The following is a 24,814-nucleotide window of genomic DNA, read 5'->3' as shown; positions in this document are numbered from 1 at the left end:
GGCGCCCATCACGTCGATCGGTCAGATGAGATCGCCTGTCCGGGCTCAATCGGCTGAGCTCGAACAGGCGGTAGCCCTTCAACCGGACGATGTGTACGACGCCGACAACAACGACGAACCCCAAGAGCGAGACTCCGGTCTCGATCTAGTCACGCACGCACCCGAGATACCCAGATCCGACCATCAGTTCGCACCGAGTGCACGGACCTGCCGAATCAGTTCTGGCGCACGTCGGTCCACGCCTTGGCCTGTGCGACCGTGACGCCATACTCGCCGTACATCTCCGTGAAGGGTCGGTCAGTTCGTCCGTACCGTGACCCGAAATACCGGTTGAGCCAGCGCAAGGCGGCGGTGACACTCTCAGCCTTTACGTTGATCTCCCTGCCGATGATATCGGACCGAAGAAACGTCTCAGGCTTGGTAGCGAGAAAATCGAGCATCTTAGTAACTATTCGCGCCGTCTTCACCGAATCCTGGGACAGGGATTTGAGATCCTTCGCCGACCAGATTTCTGGCTCCGGAAGTGACCATGATTCCTCGTACGGGTCTAGCGAAACTTCATCGTCACCGGCAGCCCCTACCTCCCCGTCGGCCACAGCCTGATCTTCGGCAGTCCATTCTGTAATGCACGAGTAGACTCGGAGCACATATCGGTCCGGCACAGGAACCGTCTGAAACGAAACTTCCGACATCTCACACCCCCCTCAGCCGCGTTCGTATCATTCTGAACTGCCTTGGCGTGGCGAGCCGCCGAATTTGGAAACTCGATCGCTGCACCCGGCGGTCAGCTCATCACTGAAGGACTGGCCCTGCGGTCCTGCTGGCACCCATGCCACCCGACTCAGCCGTTACCAGATCCCGACCAAGATCAGGTGAGCGCTCATGCCGCCGTCCGGACGTTCGCGTATCGGCCCGGAGCTACGGAACGTGGCCGACGGCGGTGCCGTTGATCTTCCGCTCGCGCCAAGAGCGCGTTGGTCAAGTGCAGCCTGATTGCGAGAATCTTTATGGATCACCCCTTACAAACGCACCGCGATTTAGCATTCGCTTTGCTGCCACGTCTGACTTCGTCGAAACGTAACCGTCCATAGCTTTTGATCGAATCCGCTTTGATCGACCGCCAGTGCAATATATGCACATTCTGTCGTCCTGATGCACGCATGTTTTACTTCGGGCGGCAAAGTGAATCCCCAATCATTTGATGAGTTGATGCAAGCAGTCCTAGTTGCCGCCGAGGTAACGGCAACTAATGCGGTTCCGGAACGCGTCAGTCGCCAAGATTTGTCAATAAATTTGAGTGCCAAATCCACCTTCCCGCCACCGTCAAGGTCAATGGCGCCCATGCCGGAGTCGATAAACTGTGGAGGTAGTAACGATCCGGGCGAGACGTCTTCCCCCGAAGGCGAGTGCTGCCCGGGCGGAGACACACGATGCCCGGCGGCGGAAAACATAGAACTCAAAATGGGGGCCGCTATTACTGCAGATCCGGTAACCAATGCCGCTACTACCGTTGCCGCGACGGCGCACGCGGCAATCTTACTACCGTCCTCGAGGGACGAAAACCATGCACGGAACTTGTGAATGCGTTTAACATTCATTTGCAGATCTCCAATCGCCGACACAACCCTAGGGAAGGGTCCGTTGCGGACGAGTTGGGAGAACACATTTTAATGGCACCTTGAGGCTGGCGAAAGATCCGAACCTAATTGCATCCCCATGAAGCCACAAGGTGAAACTTCCTTGCGTTCCTAAAGATGAGATTACGCGAGACGAAGGCCGTACCGGAAGTATGGATGGGTCGAGCCGCGATCCGGGATGTAATTCACGGCTGGCGGCGCTGCGGAACGTCCAGCATGTCATTCGAAGATGGGGTCGTGCGGTGTCGCGGACACGGAGCGTTCCAGGGCCGCTCGGCCCAGGGGTCCCAGAGGTGCGGCTGAGCCCAGACGGTCCAGATGGTTTCGTCGAGGAGACCAGCCAGCGCCGCGCCAGCAGTGGTGGCCGATGAGGGCGTCGCCGGCTGGATCACGGATCGCTTCCCCGGACCGGAGACTAAGCGCGCCGGGTCGAGAGCCACCCCGACAGGTGAGCGTGCGGGCTACGTCGCGGCTCATGTGCCTCCAACGGCGCATCCATACTCCCAGTCACTGATCAACTGAGCCTCTTGGAACCGTCGGCAGCACAGATCATCGAGCGGTGAGCCGCCGGCAAGCGACACTCCGTCACCGACGTTTCCTAGACCATCAGCGCGAACGTCGGCCCCGCCGAAACCGCGCCCGCTACCGCCCCCACCAGCACCTGCGCGGTCGTGTGGTCCCGCAGCACCACCCGGGACCATCCGACCAGCGCCACCAGCACCGCCCCGGCCAGCCATACCGGCCCGAACGCCAGCACCAGCGCCGCCACCGAACCCGACGCGACGGCCGCGTGGATGCTGAGCTTCCAGTAGTGATTGACGGCGGTGGCGCCGAGCCCGACCACGAACATCACCACCACCATGGCGATCAGCTCGCGCGGCGCCCGCAGCACCACCAGCGCCGCGATCCCCAGCAGCACCACCGCCAGTCCCATCAGCAGCGGCTTGCGGCGCTGCTCGCGCTGCCCGATGTGATGGTCCGTCAGCGTCCCCCGGCGCACCCCGAACCAGATGATCGCGTAGGGCACCGCCGCCGTGAAGACCACGGCGAACGCGCCCCACGCCACCCCGGCCAGCACGCTCGACGCCCCGTGCACCGCCATGACGAACGGCATCGCCGCCGCCCAGATCGCCGGCGCGAACACCTCCGTGACGAGCCGCGCCAGGCGCTGTGCGAGGGTGGGCGGCGCAGCATCGATCGCGGTGGACACCCGTCGATGCTGCCGCACCGCGTTCAGCGCAGGGGATCGGGGGGTCCGGGTTGCCGCTGTGGGAACTGCTCGTGGTCGCGGCGGCGCTCCTCCTCAGCGCGTCGCTGCACTCGTCGACCGGGTTCGGCTTCGCGATGCTGAGCGCACCGGTGCTCGCCGCGCTGATCGGGCCGCAGGCCGCCGTGAGCACGATCGTCGCCACCGGCACGGTCGTCGACATCCTCGTCATGGTGGCCGAACGCCGTAGGCCGCAACCGGTCTGGCGCGACGTTCTCGTCATCGGGCTGTGGAGCCTGCCGGGGCTGGTGCTCGGCGCGGTGGCGCTGAAGACGTTGCCGGCGACGGCGCTGCAACTGCTGGTCGCCGGGGCCGTGCTCGTGGCCGTGGCGCACCGCGTGTGGATGTCCCGCCGCGAACGCCCGGTGCACCTGCCCGACCGCTGGTGGCTCCCGGCGTCGGCCGGCCTCTCGTCGGGCGCGCTGAGCACCGCCACCACCCTCGGCGGGCCGCCGGTCGTGCTGTACCTGCTGGGGCGCGGCTACCCGCCCCGGCGCACGCGCGACACGTTGATCGCCCTCTCCCTGGCCCGAACACCCCCGAGCGTCGCCACCCTCTGGGCGGCCGGCACGTTGCGGGTTCCCGCGCACTGGCCGCTGCTGGTCGGCGTGGTGGTAGCCGGGTACTTCGCGGGACGGCTCGTCCACGACCGCCTCGACGTGACCCGCTACGAACGCTTCGCGCTCGGCGTGCTGGTGGTGGCCTGCGCGGTGGCGACGGTCGCCGCCCTCCTCTGAATCGCTGCCCCTTTGCGGTGCGGCCGTCGGCCGCGTGAGCGGCGTCCCGCCGCCTAATCCATCCTAGGAGGCTAGGCCGAAAGCCCGGGACGTCCCCGCCGATGCAGCGAGGTCAGGTGGTCCAGGGGGCTAGCGCCACCGCCGTGGCGCGGCGGACCGCGTCCTGGAGCATCGCGGCGTCCTCGGGACGGCCCTCGCGGTCGAAAAGCGCCTGGAGCGCCCCCTGCACCGCGCCCACGAACGCCCCCACCAGCGCGGCGGCGGTCACCTCGTCCAGCCGGTCGGGGTACGCCGCGGCGAGGTGACGCGCGATCTCCTTCTGCGCGTCGGCCTGGATCTGCAGCGCCCTCCCCCGCACGGCCGGCACCTCCAGCACCAGCCGCAGCCGCAGCGCCGCGAGCGGGCTCACCAGGTCGTCGCTGTCGTCGCCGACCCGGCGCAGCGCGCGCAGCAGGACGGTCGCCGGCTCCTCGTCGGGCTCGCGCTCGTCGATGACCTTCAGCGCGGCGCGCAGGCGGGCGTCGGTCTCCGGGAAGAGCAGCTCCTCCTTGCTGGCGAAGTAGCTGAAGAAGGTGCGGGTGCCGATGTCGGCCGCGGCGGCGATGTCGGCCACGGTGGTGCGTTCGTAGCCGCGGCGCTCGAACAGGTCGGCGGCGGCCGCCACCAGCGCCTCCCTGGTGCGGGCCCGTTTGCGGTCGCGGACTGACATGGATCACACCCTAAGGCATCCGATGCGGATCAGCAGTGAATGCAAGTTTGCATCCATTGCATTTCTGCACTGAGTGCGGGTACGGTTCGCGGCATGGGAAGTGCTCACCGAAAGCGAAGCGTTCTGATCTCGGGTGCCGGCGTGGCCGGGCCCACCCTCGCGTTCTGGCTGGCCAGGCACGGGTTCTCGGCGACCGTCGTGGAGCGGTCGCAGGGGCTGCGCTCCAGCGGCAATCCCGTCGACGTGCACGGGCCGGCGTTCCCGGTCGCCGAGAGCATGGGGATCGTGCCCGCGCTCCAGGCGGCCGCCACCCACGCGCGGTCCATGACGGTGCTCGCGACGGACGGGAGGCCCATCGCGCGGATACCGATGCAGTCCGACCGTGCCAAGGAGTTCGAGGTGCCGCGGGGCGACCTCGCCAACCTGCTGTACGAGGCGGCCCGCGGCGACGCCGAGTTCCTGTTCGACGAGACGATCACGACGCTGACCCAGGACGCCGACGGGGTGGACGTGACGTTCGACCGGGCCGCGCCGCGCCGGTTCGACCTGGTGATCGGGGCCGACGGGTTGCACTCCCACGTGCGGCGGCTGGTGTTCGGGCCGGAGCCGACGTTCGTGCGGCACCGGGACATGTTCGTCGCGACGCTGGCGCTGCCGGGGCTGGTGACGGATCCCGACTCGGTCGTCCTGTACAACGCGCCCGGGCGGCTGATCGCGATCCACCCGGCGCGCGGGACCGGCGGCGCGGCGTTCATCTTCCGGGGCAGGCCGCCGACGGACGTGGACCACCGCGACCCGGCCGTGCAGAAGAAGATCGTCCTCGACGCGCACGCCGGCCTGGGCTGGCGGGTCCCCGAACTGCTCGACGCGGTGCGCGCCGCCGACGACCTGTACTTCGACGTGGTCAGCGAGGTACACCTGGACTCCTGGGCGCGCGGCCGGGTGGCGTTGCTCGGCGACGCGGCCTCGTGCGTGTCGCTGTTCGGCGAGGGGTCGAGCCTTGCGATGGCCGGCGCGCACACGCTCGCGGCGGCGTTGGCGGTCCACCCGGACGAGCCGGCGGAGGCGTTCGGGAGGTACGAGGCGGCGCACCGGAAACTGGTCGGGCCGAGGCAGCGGCGGATCGGGCTCATCGGCGGGCTGCTGGTGCCGGGCACCGGGGCCGGGCTCGCGGCGCGCAACCTCGCCGCCCGCGGCGTCTCGACACTCGCCCGCCGGCGCGGGAAGGGGAGTTGGAACGCGGTGGAACGGGCTGGAACGCAGGGATGAGTGTCACCGGGCGGCGCCCATCGCCCGGGCAACCCCTCATCAAGGAGTGCAGCAAGCGTGTCCGTTCCCGGCTATCCGACTCCCGGCTACCCCTCGACCTCCCCACCGGCGTACGCGACTCCGGCGGCGCCGCCGTCCCGGCCGGGGGTACTGACCGCGGCCTTCTTCGCCGGCGTCGCGTCGGCGCTGTTCACGCTCATCGGTGCGGTGCTCCTGATCGTCAGCGCGCAGGACCTCGCCCAGGAGACCGCCGACAAGGAGCTGGCGGAAGTCGGCCTCGACAGCAGCGCCGGCGGCGCCATCGTCCAGCAGGCGATCGACGACGCGGCCACCACGCTCAGCATCCGCGGCTACTCCGGCGTCTTCTCGGCGGTGCTGACCCTCGCGTTCGTCCTCGCCGCCCGCAACGGCGCGCTGTGGGCGCGGATCGTGGCCACGCTGTTCCTGGTGGGCAGCTGGTGCGCGAACGGGCTCGTCATGTTCGATGTCGCGCCGACGGCCACGATCGCGCTCGACGGGCTGGCGATCGTGCTGAGCCTGGTGGCGGTGGTGCTGTTCTTCCTGCCGGCCGTCAACCGGTACGCCGCCGCGCGCCGGCGGTAGAGACCCCCGGGGCGGGTCCCGTTCAGGTCCCCGTACGGGGCCCGCCCCGCGGCAGCAGCGCACCGGCGCGCTTGATCGTGCGGATGACCGGTGCCGACTCCACCGTCTGGATGGCGTCGATCGCGCCGACCCGTTCCGTCAGATATCGGAACATGTCGCGGGTGTCCCGGCAGATGGCCGCGACGGTCAGGTTGGTCCGCCCGGTCGTGGCCGCGAGGAACGCCACCTCCGGGTGGGTCGCGATGGTCTCCCCCACCTCGACCAGCCGCGACGGCGGCACCGACAGCCAGAGCCGGACCTCGGTGTGGAAGCCGAGGACGCCGACGTGGATCTCCAGGTCGAAGTAGATCGCGCGGCTCGCGCGCAGCAGGTCCATCCGGCGCCGCACGGTCGACTCGGAGCGGCCGGTGACCGCGGCGAGCTCGCCGTACGGGAGACGTCCGTCGCGCGCGAGCGCCCCGAGCATTTCCAGATCTCCTTCCTCGAGAACGACCGGAGCCTCCACCGGCGCGTGCGACGGCCGCATCGCCTCGACCTGTTCGGGCCCGAGCACGGCCGAGTTGCCCCAGCCCTCGGGGCCGAGCGGGAAGATGTGCAGCACGTTCTGGGCGACGATGTCGAGGACCCGCCCGGTGCGGGGCAGCTTCTCCAGCAGCAGCGCGTCGCGTTGGGCCGCGGACCAGGCCTGCATCACGCAGGTGATCTCGGTGCCGCCCGACAGCAGGTGCACCCAGGCCGTGTCGTCGCGGCGGGCCAGCGCGTCGGCGACCGCGACGGCGGCGTCCGGGGTGGTGCGCAGCCGGATCTGCCAGTTGCCGTGCCCGAACCGGATCGGGTCCACGCCGGCCACCACCCGCACCACGCCGGCGGTGCGCATCCGGCGGTAGCGCCGCGCCACGGTCTGGTCGGAGACCCCGAGCACCTCCGCCACCCGGCTGAACGGCGCCCGGCTGTCGATCCGCAGCGCGTGGATGATCTGCCGGTCGAGCGTGTCGAGTTCCACCCCAGAACTGTATCCAGTGTCGAAATCCGCCAGCCTCGGGCTCTTGGTTGGGAGTTCGCGCGCAAGATCGGTCATCGTTCGGCCCATGCGCAAATGGTGGCCGCTGGTGGCGGTCTGTCTCGGGGCGTTCATGCTCCTCGTCGACGTCACGATCGTGACCGTCGCCCTGCCCGACATGGCGGGTGATCTCAAGGCGTCCTTCTCCGAGCTGCAGTGGGTGATGGACGTTTACGCGCTCGCGCTCGCGGCGCTGCTGCTCGGGGCGGGTTCGCTCGCCGACCTGCTCGGGCGACGGCGGGTGTACGTCGCCGGGCTGCTCTTCTTCGCGCTGGCCTCGCTGGCGTGCGGGCTCGCCCCGAACGCGGCCACGCTCATCGCCGCCCGCGCCGCGCAGGGGCTCGGCGGCGCGGCCATGTTCGCCACGACGATGGCGCTGCTCAACAGCACGTACCGGGGCCGGGACCGCGGGATGGCGTTCGGGGTGTGGGGGGCCGTCAACGGGGCGGCCGCCGCGGCCGGGCCGATCCTCGGCGGGCTGCTGACCGAACATCTCGACTGGCGCGCCATCTTCCTGGTCAACCTGCCGGTCAGCGTGATCACCGTGGTGCTGACGCTGGCCGTGGTGGCCGAGTCCCGGCGGGCCGACGGGGCGCGGCCCGATCCGTGGGGGATGCTCTTCTTCACCGCGGCCGCCGGTGCGCTCACGTACGGGCTGATCGAGGCCGGCGACCGCGGGTTCACCGCCGGGCGGACACTGCTCGCCTTCGCGGTGGCCGCGTGTGCGTCGGTGGCGTTCGTGGTCGTGGAGAACCGACGGCCGCAGCCGATGCTGGACCTGGCGCTGTTCCGGCGGCCGTCGTTCGTCGCCGTGATGCTCGCCGGGGCGCTGCTCATGGCGTCGGCGTTCGCGATCCTCGCGTACACGTCGGTGTGGCTGCAGCAGGTGCTGGGCCTCGGGCCGGTGCGGGCCGGGGCGGCGCTCGTGCCCATGGCGGCCGCGGCGTTCGTGTCGTCCGGGCTGTCCGGGCGGTTCCTGGCGAACGTCGCGCCACGGCTGCCGATCGGCGTCGGGCTGCTGCTCGTCGCCGCGGGCTCCGCCGCGCAGGCCGTCCTGGACGCGTCGTCCGACGCGTGGGCGGTGCTGCCCGGGCTGGTCGTCGGCGGGATCGGCGTCGGGGTGTCGATCCCGGTGCTCAGTTCCGCCGTGATGGCCTCCGTTCCCGCCGAACGCGGGGGGATGGCGGCGGGCGCGCTGAACACGTTCCGGCAGCTGGGGTACGCGCTCGGCGTGGCCGTGCTGGGCCTGGTCTTCCGCGACGGCGTCGAGGGGCACCCGGCCGGTGGGCCGCGGGCGGCCTACGCGACCGCGCTCGATCACGCGTATCTGGTGGCGGCCGGGTTCGGCGTCGTCGGTGGGCTGCTGGTCCTGGCGCTGGTCCGCGAGACGGCCCCGGCCGAGGTGCGGGCACCCGCTTCGGCGCACTGATCTTGGGGTAACCGGCCCGCATGTTCTTCGAGGGCTTCGCACTGGACCGGATCGACGTCGGCAACGGGCTGCGCCTGCGGGTGCGCCACCGTGCCGCCGAGGACCCCGGCGACGGCCCACCCGTCGTCCTGCTGCACGGTCATCCCCGCACGCACACGACCTGGTACGCCGTCGCGCCCCTGCTGGCGCGGCGGCACACCGTCATCTGCCCGGACCTGCGCGGCTACGGGCAGTCCGACAAGCCACCGTCCACTGTGGACCACGAACCGCACTCGAAGCGGGCGATGGCCGCCGACGTCGCGGCGCTGGTGACCGCCCTGGGGCACGACCGGTTCGCCGTCGTCGGACACGACCGGGGCGCCTACGTGGCGCTGCGCACCGCGCTCGACCACCCCGACCGCGTCGAACGCCTCACCGTCCTCGACGCCGTGCCGATCGGTGAGGCGCTGCGCCGCGCCGACGCCCGGTTCGCCCGGGAGTGGTGGCACTGGTTCTTCTTCGCGCAGACGAGGAAGCCGGCGGAACGCGTCATCAACGCCGACCCGGACGCCTGGTACCTCGCGCGCGAGGAGGACCTCGGCGCCGAGAACTACGCCGACTACCGCCGCGCGATCCACGACCCCGACACGGTGCACGCGATGATGGAGGACTACCGCGCCGGCATGACCGTCGACCGCGCGCACGACGACGCCGACCGCGCGGCCGGGCGGGTGATCTCCTGCCCGACGCTGGTCATGTGGGCGACCCGCGACGACCTCGCCGACCTGTACGGCGATCCGCTCGCCGTGTGGCGCGACTGGGCGCCGGACCTGCGGGGCGGGCCGATCGAGGCGGGCCACCACATCGCCGAGGACAACCCCGCGGAACTTGCCCGCCGCATCGAGGAATTCCTGGCGGAGCCTCAGTCCCCGCCGTCGCCGCCGAAGTCGTGACCGCCGTCGCCGCCGGAGTCGGTGCCACCGTGCTCCGGGAGGCCTGCGCCCCACTCCTCGTCGGGGCGGGCGCGGCGCCACACCGGCCCCGGCTCCTCGTCCAGGAACCGCAGCAGCGGCCCGGGGAACAGGAACGCCAGCAGCGCGCCGAGCGCCACCGGCAGGAACACGTACCACCACGGCGGCTCGTCCACCGTCGCGGCGACGAGGCCGACCGGGCAGAGCAGCACGAAGCCGTACAGGAATCCGCCGATCAGCACCAGGTCGCCGCGGGTCTCCCAGTCGTAGCGCACACGGCCAGGGTGGCGCGGCCCGTCAAGCGAGTGGTGGGGCGTAACGCAGGTCATCGCGAGGAATGAGCTGCGGATGTCCCCACCACTTGAGGCCGGGCCCGTTCAGTCGCCGCTGCCGCTGTCGCCGTCCGGGAGGTCGACGTCCACGTCGTCGCCGCCCCGGGATCGCCGGTCGCCGCTGAGGCGCAGCAGCGGTCCGGGGAACACGAAGCCCAGCAGCGCGCCCAGGGTCACCGGCACCAGCGCCATCCACCAGAGGTCGCCGTCGGAGCGCCACGCGACGTAGGAGGCCGGGAAGATCAGCACCATTCCGTACAGGAGGCTGCCGGCGACGGCCATCTCGCCGCGTTCCTCGCGGGTGTAGCGCACCGGCCCAGGATGGCCCGGCCGGTCAAGCGCGGTGGGGGGCCGGTGGCGCGCAGGCGTTCTGCTCCGCGGCCGCGGTCAGCAGTTGCATCGCGTGTTCGACGACGGCCAGGTCGTCCTCGGCGAGGCGGTCGAGGAGGGTCACCAGGCCCAGGCGGCCGGCGGTCACGATGCCGTCGACCGTCCGGCGGCCGGCGTCGGTGAGCAGCACCCGGCGCACCCGGCGGTCCTTCGGGTCCTCGCGGCGTTCGACCATGCCGGCGGCGACCAGGCGGTCCACGATGCCGGTGACGGTCGCCAGGCCCACGCCCATCGCGGCGGCCAGGTCCTGCCCGGCGGCACCGTCGGTCTGGGAGACCACGAGCAGCGCCTTGAGCTGCTGCATCGTCAGCGTCGAACGCATCAGCGGGTTGGCGGGATCGGCGGCGAGCAGTCGTTGGAGGCGATCCTGCGTCGCGACGATCCGCGCGGTCAGGTCCGCCCGGACGGTCAAGGTGCCCGCCCCTTTCCCAGCATTCTCAGCCCGTTCTCAGCCGTGTTACGGGAACGTACACCGCCGACCCCGTCCCTGGGCAATACTACGGATGAGGCAAACTGTTCGGCGAAGACTAACCTTCTGGGGGATCGCCGGTCATGTCGTTCTTCGCCAGGTTCAGCCTGGCCAACCGTTCACTCGTGGCGCTCGGTGCGCTGATCGTGGCCGTCTTCGGCCTGATCACCGTGCCCGCGCTCAAGCAGCAGCTGCTGCCGTCGCTGGAGTTCCCGGCGGCGTTCATCTCAGCGGCCTACGCCGGCGCGTCTCCGGACATCGTCGAGGAACAGGTCACCGTGCCGATCGAGACGGCGATCCAGGGCGTTCCCGGGCTGAGCGGGGTCACCTCCACGTCGCGCGAGGGCTTCGCGACGGTGCAGGTCGAGTTCGAGTTCGGCACCGATCTGGACGACGCCGTGTCGAAGCTGCAGAGCGCGCTCAACCGCGTCGACGCGCAGCTGCCCGAGGGCGTCGATCCCAGCGTCTTCGCCGGCAGCACCGACGACTTCCCGGCGATCGTGCTCGCCGCGGCTTCCCCCGGGGACGAGCGGGCCTTCGCCGAGCAGCTCGAACGATCCACCGTTCCCGAGCTGAAAGAGATCGAGGGCGTGCGCGAGGTGGCCGTGACCGGCGCGCGGACCCGGAACGTGGTGATCACGCCGGACGTCGCGAAGCTGGCGGCCGCCAAGGCCGACGCGAGCGCGATCGGCAACACCCTGCGGGTCAACGGCGTCGCGGTCCCGGCCGGCGCGGTCGCCTCCGGGGACAAGACGCTCGCCGTCCAGGTGGGCACGCGCATCGCCACCCTGGAGGACCTGCGCGACCTCTACCTCGTGCCGGCCGGGGCGCCGCTGCCCGCGCCGGTGCGCCTCGGCGACGTCGCGACCGTCGAACGGCAGCTCGCCCCGGCCACCTCGCTGACCCGCACCAACGGCACGCCGAGCCTCGGCATCTCCATCACGGCCAGCCCGGACGGCAACGCGGTGGCCATCTCCGAGGAGGTCCGCGACCGGCTGGCCGACCTGGAGAAGAAGCTCGGCGGCGACGCGAAGCTGACCGTCATCTTCGACCAGGCGCCGTTCGTGGAGCGTTCCATCGAGGGACTCACCACGGAGGGCCTGCTCGGGCTCGCGATGGCCGTGCTGGTCATCCTCGTCTTCCTGCTCTCGCTGCGCTCGACGATCGTCACGGCGGTCTCCATCCCGCTGTCGGTCCTGGTCGCGCTGATCGCGCTGCGGTTCGCCGACTACTCGTTGAACCTCCTGACGCTCGGCGCCCTCACCATCGCCGTCGGCCGGGTCGTCGACGACTCGATCGTGGTGCTGGAGAACATCAAGCGGCACCTCGGCTACGGCGAGGACAAGCGCGACGCGATCCTCGACGGCGTGCGGGAGGTCAGCGGCGCGGTGGTCGCCTCGACGCTGACGACCGTGGCCGTGTTCGCGCCGATCGCGCTGGTGGGCGGGTTCGTGGGGCAGCTGTTCGCGCCGTTCGCCGTGACGGTGGCCGTGGCGCTGCTCGCCTCGCTGCTCGTGTCGCTGACGATCATCCCGGTGCTGGCGTACTGGTTCCTCAAGCCGCCGAAGGGGGACGCCGAGCAGGTGCGGCGGATCGCGGAGGAGAAGGAGCTGCGCAGCCCGCTGCAGCGCGCCTACCTGCCGGTGATCCGCTTCGCCACGAAGCGCCGCGTCGCCACGCTCGCCATCGGGCTGCTGGTCCTCGTCGGCACGTTCGGGCTCGCGTCCCGGCTGGAGACGAACTTCATCGACCAGTCCGGCGAGGACACCCTGGCCATCACGCAGAAGCTGCCGATCGGCACCGGCCTCGCCGGCACCGACGCCGCCGCGAAGAAGGTCGAGGGCGTGCTCGCCGACACCGACGGCGTGAAGTCGTACCAGGCGACGGTCGGCGGGGGCGGCGGGAACCCGTTCGCCGGCGGGGGCGCGGGCGCAAACGAGGCCACGTATTCGATCGCGCTCGACGAGGACGCCGACGCCGGGAAGGTCGAGGCGGACCTGCGGAAGAAGTTCGACGGGATGGCCGGTCTCGGCGAACTGACCTTCGGCGAAGGGGGCGGCGGCAGCGGGTTCAACGCCGACCAGCTGGAGATCGTGGTGCGCGCGCCGGACCAGGACTCGCTGGAGAAGGCGACCGAGATGGTGCGCGCCGCGATGGCGGGCACGCCCGACGTGACCGACGTGAAGACGTCGCGTTCGGACAACGTGCCGCGGGTGGAGGTGACCGTCGACCGGGCGGCCGCGGCCCGCTACGGGCTGTCGGAACAGGCGATCGGCCAGCTCGTCGCGACGGCGTTCCGGGGCAGCCCGCTCGGGCAGGTGACCGTCGACGGCGAACAGCAGGCCGTGGTGCTGCGCCTGGGCACCCCGCCGGCGAACGTGGACGGGCTGAAGGCCCTGCCGGTGCCCACGCCGCTCGGCGTGCGGCCGCTGGACGACCTCGCCGACATCAGGGAAGTGGCGCGGCCGGTGGCGCTGACGCGCATCGACGGCAGTTCGAGCGTGAGCGTGACGGGCAAGGCGACCGGGTCGGACGTGGGCGCCACGAGCACCGAACTGCAGAAGCGCGTGGACGCGCTGGACCTGCCGGGCGGTGCGACGTTCACCGTCGGCGGGGTGAGCGCGGATCAGCAGGAGGCCTTCGCCGACCTGGGCATGGCCGTCCTGGCCGCCATCGCGATCGTGTTCCTGATCATGGTGGCCACGTTCCGCAGCCTGGTGCAGCCGCTGGTCCTGCTGGTGTCGGTGCCGTTCGCCGCGACCGGCGCGATCGGGCTGCTCCTGGTGACCGGAACGCCGCTCGGCGTGCCGGCACTGATCGGCGTGCTGATGCTCGTCGGCATCGTCGTCACGAACGCCATCGTGCTGATGGACCTGATCAACCAGTACCGCGCGCAGGGCATGGGCATCCAGGAGGCCGTGGTCGAGGGCGGCCGGCGCCGGCTGCGCCCGATCCTGATGACGGCCATCGCGACGATCTTCGCGCTGGTCCCGATGGCGCTCGGGCTCACCGGCGGGGGCGGGTTCATCTCGCAGCCGCTGGCGATCGTGGTGATCGGCGGCCTGCTCAGCTCCACGCTGCTGACGCTGGTGCTGGTGCCGACGCTCTACACGATGGTGGAGAACACCAAGGAGCGCCTGCGCCGCCGCCGGGAACGCCGCCGCGCGACCCCGGTCGAGGAGCCGGCGCCGCGGCCGGATGAGGTACCCGTCGGCTGAGCCCGGCCGTCCACTGTGGACGCTCCGTCGGCGGCCGCCGCGCGGTCGCCGACGGAGCAGGTGATCCGGGTGTGACATAGTCGGCGGATGAGCGTGACCCTGCGGCGGGACTCCTACGGCGTTCCGCACCTGTGGGGTGACACCGTCGAGGAGCTGGCGTACGCCCAGGGGCACAACGCCGCCACCGACCGGGGCCGGCAGCTGGAGCTCGGGCGGTGGAGCGCCGAGGGCACCGCCGCCGCGCGGCTCGGACCGGCGTACGTGGCCGCGGACCGGTTCGCCCGCCGGGCCCGCATCGCCGACACGGCGCGCCGCTGCCACGCCCGGCTCGACGCGACGACCCGTTCCTGGCTGGCGTCCTATGTGGACGGTGTCAACGCGGGGCTGGCGGAGACGCCGGTCGAGCACGGCGACGGGCACTGGGCGGAGTGGACGCCGCTGGCCGTGTTCCTCGCGCGGCACCTGGTCTTCGGGACGTTCACCAACAAGCTGTGGCGCGCGCACGTGGCGTCCACGCTCGGCGCGGCGGCGCTGCCGATGTTCGTGCGGGAGGAGCCGTTCGGGCCGGGGAGCAACGCCTGGGCGGTCGCCGGTGACCCGCCGGTCATCGCCGGCGACCCGCACCGCACGCTCGAACTGCCCGGCGTGTACCAGCAGGTGGGGCTCGCCTGTCCGGAGTTCGACGTGGTGGGGCTCGCCTTTCCGGGGGTGCCCGGGGTGCCGCACTTCGGGCACGCCGGCTCGGTGGCGTGGGCCATCACCAACGCGTCGGCCGACTACCAGGATCTCTACGTCGAGGATGTGCGGGACGGACACGCCCGGGGCGCCGACGGCTGGGAGCCGGTGACCGTCCACAGTGAACTGATCGAGGTGCGGGGCGCTGACGACGTTCCCACGCGGATCGTGGAAACCGCGCGCGGACCGCTCGTCGACGACGGCCTCAGCCTGCGCGTGCCCTGTCGGGTCGAGGAACGCCTCGGCTTCGAGGCCCTGCTCCCCCTCCTGCGCGCGAAGACGGCCGACGATGTCCTGACCGCGCTCGACCACTGGGTCGAACCGGTCAACAGCGTGCTGGTCGCCGACACCACCGGCGCCGTGCGGTGGCGGGTCGCGGGCCTCGTCCCCGACCGCGACGACACGTCCCGTCCGGTGCCCGCATGGGAGCCGCGATTCGCGTGGCGCGGCTACCGGCCCATGCCCGGCGGCCCGGTCGAGGGCTCCCGCGTCAACGCCAACGAACGCCGCGCCGGCGACACCGCCGACCTCGGCACCGACTTCGCCCCGCCGCACCGCGGCGAGCGCATCCGCGCGCTGCTGGCGGCCGGCACCGCGTCGGAGGAGGTGCACGCCGACGCATGGCTGGGCGCGACGGTGCTGCGCGGCCTGCTCGCCCGGCAGCCGCCGTCGCCGCCGCGGGACCGGATCCTCGCCTGGGACGGCACGATGCGGGCCGACAGCACCGACGCGGGTGCCTTCGCCGCCTGGCGTGCGGCGCTGGCCCGACGGCTGGCCGACCACCCGGCAATCGCGCCGCTGCGGCGCCCGACCGGGTTCGACCCGTACTTCGACCAGTGGACCGACCCGGCGACCCGGATCGGCGTGGCGCTCGAGGCCGTCGTGGCCGGGGCCGCCGCCGGACTGCCCGCCCTCGCCGCCGACCTGGACGCGCTGGCCGCCGCCGCGCTGGCCGAGGTGGCCGCCACCCGGCCGAGGGCCTGGGGCGAGACGCACGTGCTCGACTTTCCGGGCGTGCCGGTGACGCCGCTGTCCGGGGACAACGACTGCGTGTGCGCGGCCGGGTCGGTGCCGGGCGTCTCGGACCGGTGCCTGCGCGGGCCGGTCGCGCGCTACGTGTGGGACCTCGGCGACCGCGCGGCGAGCCGGTGGGTGGTGCCGTTCGGCGCGTCCGGCCGCCCGGGCGACGCGCACTTCTGCGACCAGACGCCGCTGTGGGCCGCCGGCAGGCTCATCCCGGTCGACGGGCCCTAGGCACACAGCGACCGGCGGGGTGGTCCCTGCGGGTCGGCCGCCGCCGCGCGCACCATCGGCTGCGTGTCCACCACCGCCTCGAACCGGCTCGGCACCCCGTCCCGGAACCGCCACACGTGGGCGAACCGGGCCCGCATGAAGCGTTCGGTCGCGAGGTGCACGCCGCTGTAGTAGCCGAGCGCGAACACGACGTCGCCCGCGTCGTGGATCTCCTGCGGCACCACCGCGAACCCGTCCCACTCCGACTCCACGCTCGTGAGCACGACGTCGCGCACGGCGTCGCGGCCGACGTGCAGGCCCGCGTACGGCAGCCCCGGCGGCACCGTCCACTCGACGTCCCTGGCCAGCGCGCCCACGAACGCGTCGTGATCACCCCGGGTCAGGTCGACGTACAGCCGCGCGACCACGTCGTATCCCACCATCTCCACCTCTCCCGCACCCGTCCCAACGGTGCCACCGCGTGCGCCGCCCGCGGGAAGGCACGCATCGAATGTCAGTACGCAAACGCGCGAGGCCCTAGGGTGGACGCGTGGCCGAGCCGAAGACGCAGCGCACCGGGTCCAGCGTGGCCGAGTTCCTCGCCGGGGTGGCCGACCCGCGGCGGCGGGCGGACGCGCAGGCCGCCTGCGCCCTGATCAGCGAGGTGACCGGCGAGGAACCGGCGATGTGGGGCACCGCCATCGTCGGCTTCGGCACGTATCACTACCGCTACGCCACCGGCCGCGAGGGCGACTGGATGGCCGTGGGACTCTCCCCGCGCAAGCAGGCGCTGACGCTGTACGTCTCGGCGGGCTTCGACGGGTACGCCGACCTGCTCGCCCGGCTCGGGCCGCACAGCACCGGCAAGGGCTGCCTGTACGTCAAGCGACTGTCCGATGTGGACGAGTCGGTGCTGCGCGAACTGGTGGCGCACGGCTTCGCCGCGCTCAACGGCAGGACGATCAGCGCGGAATGACGGATCTGCTTTCCGATGAGACCCTGAGCCGGTCCTCGGTGGTGGCCAACAACGCCATGAACCGCGAACGTCAGCTCGCCGGCCCCAACAGCTACGCCAAGGAGCTGGGGTTCGACCCGACCGCGGGGCTGGTGCCCGGGACGGCATGGCTGGACCTGTGCTGCGGCAGCGGCCGCGCGCTCGTGCAGGCGGCGCGGCCGGGTGTGGAGATCGTCGGCGTGGACCTGGTGGACGCCTTCGTGCCGGGGCCGCATCCGGCCGGGGTGCGCCTGGTCGAGGCGGACGTGCGCGCGTTCGCGCCGGAGCGGGCGTTCGACCTGGTGACGTGCGTGCACGGGCTGCACTACGTGGGCGACAAGCTCGGGCTGCTGGCGCGGGTCGCCGCGTGGCTCGCGCCGGCCGGGCGGTTCGTCGCCGACCTGGATCTGTCGTCCGTGCGCCTGTTGGACGGTCGCCCCGCGGGACGGCCGCTGACGGCGGCCCTGCGCGCCGCGGGCTTCGCATACGACGCGCGGCGGCGCCGGCTCACCCGCACCGGCCCGGCGACGGTGCAACTGCCGTACGGGTACCTGGGAGCGGACGACCGCGCCGGACCCAACTACACGGGCCAGCCGGCCGTCCACTCGTACTACCGCGAGCTTTCCCGATGATCAGGGCGCCATCGACCCGTACCCGTCGCCCTCCGCGCTGATCGGGCGGTAGCGCTCGTCGGCCGCCGCGCGGTGCAGCGCCGCCAGATCGGCCTGCGGCAGGTCGAACGCGTTCTTCACGCGGATCCGGTCCTCGTCCAGCGACGGCCGGTCCGCGCGGATCTCGTCGTCGGCCTCGACGAGGTAGCGCACCAGTTCGTCGTCGTTCGGCTGGGAGAGCGCGTCGTGGATGCTGGGCAGGCCGACGACGGCGGCCAGCGCCGCGCGCAGGTTCGGGGCGATGAGCCCGCCCTCGCCCTCCGAGCCGACGTAGACGATCGCGCCGTCCGCCAGCCGCAGGAACGCCCCGCCGGACGCGTCGCCGGCGATCATCTCCCAGGTCGGGTCGCCGGGGAACCGGACCCGTTCGACCGGGCCGTCGGCCACCCGTTCCAGATCGAAGTCGAACTCCCGCAACAGCTCCCGCAGGCCCGCGTCCGCGCGGGCGGCGGCGAGGATCTCGTCGTCACGCACGCCGCAGATCCTAGAAAACGAGATCGGGGATCCAGCCCTGGCCGGTCAGGACGCTCCACAGCACGATGCCGACCAGGATCACGCCGACGACCGCGCCCGCGACGGCGAGCACCGCGCCGGCGGCGACCGGCAGCGCGGCGGCGACGCCGGCGAGGCGCAGCCACGGCCGCCTCCCCCGCCGGACCTCCGGCATCGGCGCGCTCGCCGGCGCCTCCGTCTGCGGCGCGTGCCGGATGCTGCCCTCGGCGACCACGGTCTCCGGCTGTTCGAGCACCACCGGCGCCCGGCCCAGCGCCTGGAAGAGCAGCGTGCCGAGCAGCGGCAGCCGGCTCGTGCCGCCGACCAGGAAGACGCCGGCGAGCGGCCGGTCGAGGCGTTCGACGAGCCGGGTGGTCAGCGCGATCGAGGCCGCGATCGTCGGCGTGGCAAGGGTTTCCAGTTCGTCGCGGGTCAGGTGGGCGTCGGCGTCGACGAGCGGGACGTGGACGTCCGCGGAGGTGTTGCGGGACAGGCGTTCCTTGGCGGTGCGGACGTCGTCCCAGAGCAGCCGCGCGGCGCGGCGCTCGGCGACGGTGCGCGGCCGGGTGAGCCGTTCCCAGGCGGGATGGGCGTGTCGCCGTTTGAGGTCGTCGACGACGGCCGCGTCGAGGTCGATGCCGCCGACGTCCGCACCGGCCGTCCCCACCACCTCGAAATTCTCGGGGGAACGGGCAACCAGGCTCACGTCGGACGTTCCCGCACCGACGTCGTGGATCGCCAGGACGGAGCCGACGGGGAAGGCCTCGCCCAGGATCTCCGCGAAGTACGTGGCCGCCGCGACCGGCTCCGGCACCAGGTGCACGCGCGCGTACCCGGCGGCCCGCGCGGCGGCGAGCAGCACGTCGCGCCGGTGCGCACCCCACGTCGCCGGAACGGTGAGCACGACCGACGGCCGGGCGGAGCCGATCACCCGCGTCCACTCGTCGTCGACCCGGCGCAGCACCGCCGCAAGCAGCTCCACGACGGAGACCTCGCGCTCGCCGAGCAGGACGCTGCCCTCGTCGACCCGCCGTTTCGGGTGCGGCTCGAACCGGGCCGGCTCCCGCTTGGCGCTCGCCACCGCGTCGCGGCCGACGAGGAGCGTGGTCCCGTCGGCGTAGACGGCCGAGGGCAGCAGCGGCGAGCCGTCGAACAGCAGCGGGCGCACCCGCCCGTCCGGGGTGCGCGCCACGGCCACGGTGTGCGACGTGCCGACGTCGATCCCCAGGACATACACGCCGGACATCGTTGCACGGGGCTGATACCTAGAACTACTATGTATTGCAGTTCTAGGTATAGAGAGGCCCACGTGTACATCACGAAGGACCTCGTCGCGGCCTCGGCGACCCCGCTCGTCCTGGGGATCCTGGCCGACGGCGAGAGTTACGGATACGCCATCCTCAAGCAGGTCAACGAGCTCTCCGGCGGCAACCTGGAGTGGACCGACGGCCTGCTCTACCCCCTGCTGCACCGCCTCGAACGGCTCGGCCACGTCGAGTCCGACTGGCAGAGCCCCGAGGGCGGCCGGCGGCGCAAGTACTACCGCATCACCGCGCAGGGCCGGGCCGAGCTGGCCGAACAGCGCCGCCAGTGGGCCGCCGTCGTCGACGCCCTGCACGGCGTGTGGAGCCGCACCGCGGTGCTCCCGCCCATCGCCCTCGAAGGCGGGACGGCATGACCGTGGACAGCAACGAACGGCTGGAGAGCCAGATCGGCGAGTGGCGCTCCTACATGCGACGCCGGCGCGAGCTGCACAAGACCGACGCCGAGGAGCTGGAGGACCACCTCCGCGACCGGATCACCGAACTGCACGAGGCCGGCCTGAGCGACGACGAGGCGTTCCTCATCGCCGTCAAGCGGATGGGCAGCCTCGACGAGCTGTCCCGGGAGTTCGCCCGCGAGCACTCCGAACGCCTCTGGAAGCAGCTGGTGCTCCCCGCCGAACCGGACGCGCCCGCCGCCGCGCGCACCCGGCGCGAGCTGCCCGTCATGATCCTCTGCGCGGCGCTCGCGGCGCTGGCCGTCAAGCTGCCGGGCTGGCTCGGCGCGTCGATGGACGATGACGACAGCGCGTCGTTCTACCTGCGCAACCTGAGCCTGTTCGCGCTTCCGCCGCTCGCCGGGTACTTCTGCTGGCAGCGCCGGGCCGGGTGGCGCACGATCGCGGCCGTCGCGGCGCTGTTCGTGGTCGGTGCCGTGGCCGCCAACGCCTACCCGCTCGGCGGCTCCACCGACCCCGAGGACGAACCGACGCAGTCCCTGGTGTTGACCGCCATCCACCTGCCGCTCGCGCTGTGGCTCGTGGTCGGCATCGCGTACACCGGCGGGCAGTGGCGCTCCGACCGGCGGCGGATGGACTTCATCCGGTTCACCGGCGAGTGGTTCATCTACTTCAGCCTGCTGGGCATGGGCGGCGGCGTGCTGACGGCGTTCACGGCCGGCGTGTTCAACGCGATCGACATCGATCCCGAGGACTTCATCTCGCAGTGGCTGCTGCCCTGCGGCGCCGCCGCGGCGGTCATCGTGGCGGCCTGGCTGGTCGAGGCCAAACAGAGCGTCATCGAGAACATGGCGCCGGTGCTCACCCGCGTCTTCACCCCGCTGTTCGCGGTGGTGCTGCTGGCGTTCCTCGGCGGCGTCGTCTGGACGGCGCGCGGCATCGACGTCGAACGCGACGCGCTCATCCTGTTCGACCTGCTGCTGGTGGTCGTGCTCGGGATGCTGCTGTACTCGATCTCGGCCCGGGACCCGGCCGCGCCGGTGGGGCTCTTCGACCGGATGCAGTTCGTGCTCGTCGTGAGTGCGCTCGTCATCGACGCGCTGGTGCTGGCGGCGATCACCGGGCGGATCACCACGTGGGGGTTCACGCCCAACAAGACCGCCGCCCTCGGGGAGAACCTGATCCTGCTGGCGAACCTGGGGTGGTCGGCGTGGCTGCTGATCGGGTTCGTGCGGGGGCGCATGCCGTTCGCCCGGATGGAACGCTGGCAGACGTCCTACGTCCCGGTCTACGCGGCCTGGGCCTGGGCGGTCGTCCTGCTCTTCCCGCCGCTCTTCGGCTTCGAGTAGGTCGGTGGGCGAGCGCACCCGTCCGGCGCCCCACCGGGCCCGGACGGGTGTCGCGGTGGAACAGCAGCGCCGGGCCAACTCGTGGGTCGCCACCTCGTCCGGCCTGACGATCCCGGGATGCGCGATCCGACGCAGCACGGCCGCTTCGGCCTCGACGGCACGCCGGGCCCCGCTCCGGCGTGGCCGCGTCCGCGTGCGGGGCGACCGGGTAGAGCCGCACGCGGCGCAGCTTCTTGTCCAGGACGGTGCTCCACGCCTCGCGGTCCTGCCACGCCCGGTCGATGCGCACGGGCCTGCCCGCGAAGCGCCACGTGTCCACGAGGCTCCACCGGTCGGTGGGCGCGGTCGGCACCGCGGCGAACGCGTCCGCCGTGCGCGCGGAGACCGTCCCGTCCGCGGCGGACGGGTCGAGCAGCACGTCGCCCAGCTCGGGAAAGGCGGATCCGGGGTCCGAGGAGTAGACGGTCGACCCGACGGTCGCCCGCCCACGGACGGGCCTCCGGACGGGTCAGCAACACCACCGGCCGCACCGGCGGCAGCCCGGGATCGACCGCACGCAACAGGGACGTCAGCTCCGCGGCCTTGAAGCCGGCGAGGAGCGCCGGACTGTCCACCACCTCCACGCGGCTGCCGAAGCGCACCCGCCAGGTGTCCCCGTCGGCGGCGACCCGTCCCTCGACCGCGCTGAACTCGACCAGGACCGGCCCGACGGGTGTCGCCACCAGGAGGTCGATCTCGTGCGGATGGCCGCTCGGCCCGACGAAAGCGAGGTTCGACCACGCCCGGTACCGCCCGTCGGCGGGAAGTCGTGACCGCAGCCGGGGCCGGCGTCCCGGTCGGGGCTCACGCGGCCCGGGCGGTCGTCCGGAAGACTGTCCATAGTGGACGGACAGGGCGGTCTTCGTCGCGTCCGGTCAGGGCCTCCGGTGGTAGATGTTGCGGCGTGGTTGTCGTTGCGGGTCGATGTAGGCGGGTGGGACGAATTCGGGTAGTCCGTCTGCCGCGATGCGGACGTGCCAGGTGCGCCGGTGGATGAGGCGGTGGTGGTAGCCGCACAGGAGGACCGAATTCGCGAGGGAGGTCGGGCCGCCGTCCTGCCAGTGGACGATGTGGTGTGCCTGTGTCCACCTGGCGGGTCGTGAGCATCCGGGGAAGGCGCATCCGCCGTCGCCGAGGATGACCGCGTGGCGCAGGGCGCCGGTGACGAGGCGTTTGGAGCGTCCGACGTCGAGCGGCTGTCCGGCGCCGTCGAGGACGGCGGGGATGATGTGCGCGTCGCAGGCCAGTCGCCGGACCGTTTCGGGGTGCAGGTGGCCGCCGAGGTCGAAGGAGCCGATGCCGAGCTGCCGCTTGAGGGTGTCGTAGGCGACGGTGACGACGACGGTGGGTCGTTCGGCGAGGCTGTCGGACGGGGCGGTGGCGGCGTGTTGACATACCTCGACGAGGGCGTCGGCGCGGCGTTGTCCGGCGGTGCGCGGGTCGGGTCCGTCGTCGCTGGGTAGCGGTTTGGACAGCGGGTCCAGGGCGGCGGATACGTGGGCGGCGGCTTCGGTGTCGAGCCAGCCGGAGATCCGCACCCGTCCGCCGTCGCGCGGCGACAGGTGCAGCCGGCGTAGGGCGTGGGCGGAGGCGTCGAGCCGTTTCAACGCGGCTTCGTCGGCCCGGTCCTGCACTTCCGGGGCGACGTGGGCGACGATCCGCTCGCCCGCTGCCTGGAGGGTGTGCGGCTCCAACTCGGCGGCCAGGTCGATCAGCTTGTCCGCCGCCTTGGCCAGGACCTCGGGCGCGATCCGGGTGGACGGGTCGTCGACGGTCGGGGTGATCTCGACCGTGGTCAGGGTGTCGATGACGGCGGCGATGGTGGCGGTCTGCTCGTCGGTGGTGCGGCCCAGGAGGGCGGCCCGGCGAAGGGTGGCGTGGGTGTCCAGGGCTTTGCCGAGGCGGACGGTGCGGGCGGCGGCGGGGTTGCTCATCAGGGTGGTGTCGCGCAGCCATTCGGTGGCGCCGGTGGCGCCGAGTCGGCGGGGGATGCCGCGGCCTTGGGCCTCGTGGACGAGGCGGGCGAGGAGAAGGGCGGCCCAGGTTTGGATCTGTGCGACGGTTTTGACGCTGTGGATGAGGTCCATTGTGGACAGATAGACGGGATCGGCGTCAACATACGACGCCATCTCGCGTTCGGTCTGTTCTACCGCCTCCAGCACCCGTTCATTTTCGTACAGGTGTTGCAGTGATCGCTTCCCATTTTCGCCATCTGAAGGCGGAGTGAACCCTCCGCTTACACGGGCCGGTCGCGGCCGGCGAAGATCCCGGCCACGCACTGCGGCACCATCAGCGCCACCAGGAACGCCAGCGGCCAGCGCCAGTCACCGGTGTATCCGTACAGCGCGCCCACCACCAGCGGGCCGGGTATCGACAGCAGATACCCCGTCCCCTGTGCGAACGCCGACAGCGCCACCACCCTCGCCCCGTCGCTCCCGCGCAGGCCGATCATCGTGAGCGCCAGCGGGAACGAGCAGTTCGCCACGCCGAGCAGCACCGCCCAGAGCCACGGCGCGGCGGCCGGAGCCGCATACAGCCCGGCGTATCCGCACAGCCCGAACCCGCACAGCACGGCCGCGAGCGCGCTCTGCCCGCGCATGCGGTCCACCACGGCCGACAGCAGCAGCGACAGCGGCACGCCCAGCACGGCCGTCATCGAGAAGAGCAGGCCGGCGGCCGCCTGCGGGATGCCGGCGTCCCGGAACATCTGCGGCAGCCAGCCGATCACCACGTACGCGGCCGTCGCCTGGAGTCCGAAGTACACGGCCAGCGCCCAGGCCACGGGGTGGCGCGCCACGCTCGCGCGTTCGGTGTTGCGGGCGCGGGCGGTGCGGGTGCGGGTCAGCGCCAGCCAGGGCGGCACGGCCAGCACCGCCAGGACGGCCCAGGCGCCGAGGCCGGAACGCCACGAGCCGCCCGCCGCGTGCGCGATCGGCACCGTGGCGGCCGCCGCCGTCGCCGCGCCGAGGTTGAGCGCCATCGAGTACAGGCCGGTCAGGCGGCCCACCCGGGCCGGGAAGAACTCCTTGACGACGGCCGGCAGGAGGACGTTCACGACGGCGATGCCGGCCAGCGCGAGCACGCTCCACGCCACGAACGCGGCGGTCCCCGGCGCGAACGGCCGCGCCGCCACGCCGACCGCGGTCGCCACGGTGCCGGCCGCGACGGCGACGACGGCACCCACCCGGCGCGCGAGTCGTGGCGCCGCGAAGCCCACGAGTGCGAAGCACGCCACCGGCACCGACGTCAGCAGGCCCGCGACCGCCGCGCTCATGCCCAGGTCGGCGCGCAGCTCGGCGAGCACCGGCCCGATGCTGGTCACGGCGGGCCGCAGGTTGAGCGCCGCCAGAACGATCGCCGCCCCGGCCAGCACCCCCACCCCACGCCGCACCCGCACCCCCGTCGCGCCGCCCACCGCGTCCGGCTCGGCCGCCGCCCCGGGTGACCCGCTGCCCCCGACCCTCATCCGCTCCCCCACTAACCGCTCCGGCCGCAAGCCCACCGGCACCGA

At 72.0% G+C, this 24,814-nt stretch carries 23 protein-coding genes and 2 pseudogenes; 12 read left to right on the top strand and 13 right to left on the bottom strand.

Features of this window, described 5'->3' with window-relative positions; translation table 11 throughout:
- Positions 1-215: 215 nt before the first annotated feature.
- Both Val02_RS05925 and Val02_RS05920 read right to left on the bottom strand, forming a co-directional pair.
- Positions 216-596, bottom strand: coding sequence for a hypothetical protein (locus Val02_RS05925; protein ID WP_203897856.1), 381 nt, complete (start codon positions 594-596; stop codon positions 216-218).
- 1,639 nt (positions 597-2,235) lie between these two features.
- A complete protein-coding gene (locus tag Val02_RS05920) occupies positions 2,236-2,847 on the bottom strand; it encodes a phosphatase PAP2 family protein (protein ID WP_203897855.1) in 612 nt (203 codons plus the stop codon).
- Between the two features lie 50 nt (positions 2,848-2,897).
- Here Val02_RS05920 and Val02_RS05915 point away from each other — a divergent pair, with 50 nt between their 5' ends.
- Positions 2,898-3,641, top strand: a complete 744-nt coding sequence (locus Val02_RS05915) for a sulfite exporter TauE/SafE family protein (protein ID WP_203897854.1) — start codon at positions 2,898-2,900, stop codon at positions 3,639-3,641.
- Between the two features lie 112 nt (positions 3,642-3,753).
- Here the strand turns inward: Val02_RS05915 and Val02_RS05910 are convergent, their stop codons facing one another.
- Complete coding sequence (locus Val02_RS05910) at positions 3,754-4,350, bottom strand: TetR/AcrR family transcriptional regulator (protein WP_203897853.1); 597 nt, start codon at positions 4,348-4,350, stop codon at positions 3,754-3,756.
- A gap of 93 nt (positions 4,351-4,443) precedes the next feature.
- Between Val02_RS05910 and Val02_RS05905 the strand changes: the two genes are divergently transcribed.
- Both Val02_RS05905 and Val02_RS05900 read left to right on the top strand, forming a co-directional pair.
- Positions 4,444-5,619, top strand: coding sequence for an FAD-dependent monooxygenase (locus Val02_RS05905; RefSeq protein ID WP_203897852.1), 1,176 nt, complete (start codon positions 4,444-4,446; stop codon positions 5,617-5,619).
- A gap of 57 nt (positions 5,620-5,676) precedes the next feature.
- Positions 5,677-6,222 carry a hypothetical protein gene (locus Val02_RS05900; RefSeq protein ID WP_203897851.1) on the top strand — a complete coding sequence of 182 codons (546 nt, stop codon included), beginning with the start codon at positions 5,677-5,679 and terminating at the stop codon, positions 6,220-6,222.
- Positions 6,223-6,244: 22 nt separating this feature from the next.
- Here Val02_RS05900 and Val02_RS05895 read toward each other — a convergent pair whose 3' ends face one another.
- Entirely contained in the window at positions 6,245-7,225 is a 981-nt protein-coding gene (locus Val02_RS05895; protein WP_203897850.1) for an Lrp/AsnC family transcriptional regulator, read from the bottom strand.
- 85 nt (positions 7,226-7,310) lie between these two features.
- Here Val02_RS05895 and Val02_RS05890 point away from each other — a divergent pair, with 85 nt between their 5' ends.
- Positions 7,311-8,711, top strand: coding sequence for an MFS transporter (locus Val02_RS05890; RefSeq protein WP_203897849.1), 1,401 nt, complete (start codon positions 7,311-7,313; stop codon positions 8,709-8,711).
- Between the two features lie 20 nt (positions 8,712-8,731).
- Positions 8,732-9,643, top strand: coding sequence for an alpha/beta fold hydrolase (locus Val02_RS05885; protein ID WP_203897848.1), 912 nt, complete (start codon positions 8,732-8,734; stop codon positions 9,641-9,643).
- Here Val02_RS05885 and Val02_RS05880 read toward each other — a convergent pair.
- From Val02_RS05880 to Val02_RS05870, 3 genes are all read right to left on the bottom strand, one after another.
- A complete protein-coding gene (locus tag Val02_RS05880) occupies positions 9,613-9,936 on the bottom strand; it encodes a hypothetical protein (protein WP_203897847.1) in 324 nt (107 codons plus the stop codon). The two genes, Val02_RS05885 and Val02_RS05880, sit on opposite strands and share 31 nt — an antisense overlap.
- Positions 9,937-10,038: 102 nt before the next feature.
- Entirely contained in the window at positions 10,039-10,305 is a 267-nt protein-coding gene (locus Val02_RS05875; protein WP_203897846.1) for a hypothetical protein, read from the bottom strand.
- A 22-nt stretch (positions 10,306-10,327) separates the two neighbouring features.
- Positions 10,328-10,795, bottom strand: a complete 468-nt coding sequence (locus Val02_RS05870; RefSeq protein ID WP_203897845.1) for a MarR family winged helix-turn-helix transcriptional regulator — start codon at positions 10,793-10,795, stop codon at positions 10,328-10,330.
- Between the two features lie 140 nt (positions 10,796-10,935).
- On the opposite strand from Val02_RS05870, the pseudogene Val02_RS05865 reads away from it, so the two are divergent.
- Positions 10,936-14,064: pseudogene (locus tag Val02_RS05865) on the top strand (efflux RND transporter permease subunit); the annotation flags it as partial.
- A 93-nt stretch (positions 14,065-14,157) separates the two neighbouring features.
- Entirely contained in the window at positions 14,158-16,059 is a 1,902-nt protein-coding gene (locus Val02_RS05860) for a penicillin acylase family protein (protein ID WP_373317858.1), read from the top strand.
- On the opposite strand, the gene Val02_RS05855 is transcribed toward Val02_RS05860, so the two are convergent.
- Complete coding sequence (locus Val02_RS05855) at positions 16,056-16,481, bottom strand: nuclear transport factor 2 family protein (protein ID WP_203897843.1); 426 nt, start codon at positions 16,479-16,481, stop codon at positions 16,056-16,058. The two genes, Val02_RS05860 and Val02_RS05855, sit on opposite strands and share 4 nt — an antisense overlap.
- A gap of 107 nt (positions 16,482-16,588) precedes the next feature.
- Between Val02_RS05855 and Val02_RS05850 the strand changes: the two genes are divergently transcribed.
- Positions 16,589-17,014 (top strand): DUF1801 domain-containing protein, encoded by a 426-nt coding sequence (locus Val02_RS05850; RefSeq protein ID WP_239152450.1) that lies wholly within the window; start codon positions 16,589-16,591, stop codon positions 17,012-17,014.
- Positions 17,011-17,664, top strand: a complete 654-nt coding sequence (locus Val02_RS05845; RefSeq protein ID WP_203897842.1) for a class I SAM-dependent methyltransferase — start codon at positions 17,011-17,013, stop codon at positions 17,662-17,664. Before Val02_RS05850 ends, Val02_RS05845 begins: the two co-directional genes overlap by 4 nt.
- On the opposite strand, the gene Val02_RS05840 is transcribed toward Val02_RS05845, so the two are convergent.
- The gene (locus Val02_RS05840; protein ID WP_203897841.1) at positions 17,665-18,177 is read right to left on the bottom strand and encodes a hypothetical protein; all 513 of its coding nucleotides are present in this window, start codon (positions 18,175-18,177) and stop codon (positions 17,665-17,667) included.
- Positions 18,178-18,187: 10 nt separating this feature from the next.
- Positions 18,188-19,432 carry an Hsp70 family protein gene (locus Val02_RS05835; protein WP_239152448.1) on the bottom strand — a complete coding sequence of 415 codons (1,245 nt, stop codon included), beginning with the start codon at positions 19,430-19,432 and terminating at the stop codon, positions 18,188-18,190.
- Positions 19,433-19,504: 72 nt separating this feature from the next.
- On the opposite strand from Val02_RS05835, the gene Val02_RS05830 reads away from it, so the two are divergent.
- The 3 genes from Val02_RS05830 (at position 19,505) to Val02_RS47155 (ending at position 21,725) form a co-directional block, all read left to right on the top strand.
- Entirely contained in the window at positions 19,505-19,873 is a 369-nt protein-coding gene (locus Val02_RS05830; protein ID WP_203897839.1) for a PadR family transcriptional regulator, read from the top strand.
- Positions 19,870-21,264 carry a permease prefix domain 1-containing protein gene (locus tag Val02_RS05825; protein WP_203897838.1) on the top strand — a complete coding sequence of 465 codons (1,395 nt, stop codon included), beginning with the start codon at positions 19,870-19,872 and terminating at the stop codon, positions 21,262-21,264. Before Val02_RS05830 ends, Val02_RS05825 begins: the two co-directional genes overlap by 4 nt.
- Before the next feature lie 311 nt (positions 21,265-21,575).
- Positions 21,576-21,725, top strand: coding sequence for a hypothetical protein (locus tag Val02_RS47155; RefSeq protein WP_239152446.1), 150 nt, complete (start codon positions 21,576-21,578; stop codon positions 21,723-21,725).
- 57 nt (positions 21,726-21,782) lie between these two features.
- Here Val02_RS47155 and Val02_RS48640 read toward each other — a convergent pair.
- From Val02_RS48640 to Val02_RS05810, 3 genes and pseudogenes are all read right to left on the bottom strand, one after another.
- Positions 21,783-22,082: pseudogene (locus Val02_RS48640) on the bottom strand (nuclease-related domain-containing protein); the annotation flags it as partial.
- A 96-nt stretch (positions 22,083-22,178) separates the two neighbouring features.
- Positions 22,179-23,465 carry an HNH endonuclease signature motif containing protein gene (locus Val02_RS05815; RefSeq protein WP_203897837.1) on the bottom strand — a complete coding sequence of 429 codons (1,287 nt, stop codon included), beginning with the start codon at positions 23,463-23,465 and terminating at the stop codon, positions 22,179-22,181.
- A 74-nt stretch (positions 23,466-23,539) separates the two neighbouring features.
- Positions 23,540-24,769, bottom strand: coding sequence for an MFS transporter (locus tag Val02_RS05810; RefSeq protein WP_203897836.1), 1,230 nt, complete (start codon positions 24,767-24,769; stop codon positions 23,540-23,542).
- Between the last annotated feature and the right edge of the window lie 45 nt (positions 24,770-24,814).

The sequence above is a fragment of the Virgisporangium aliadipatigenens genome (assembly GCF_016863615.1).
GTDB lineage: Bacteria > Actinomycetota > Actinomycetes > Mycobacteriales > Micromonosporaceae > Virgisporangium > Virgisporangium aliadipatigenens.
This window is presented reverse-complemented; position numbering and strand designations above follow the sequence as displayed.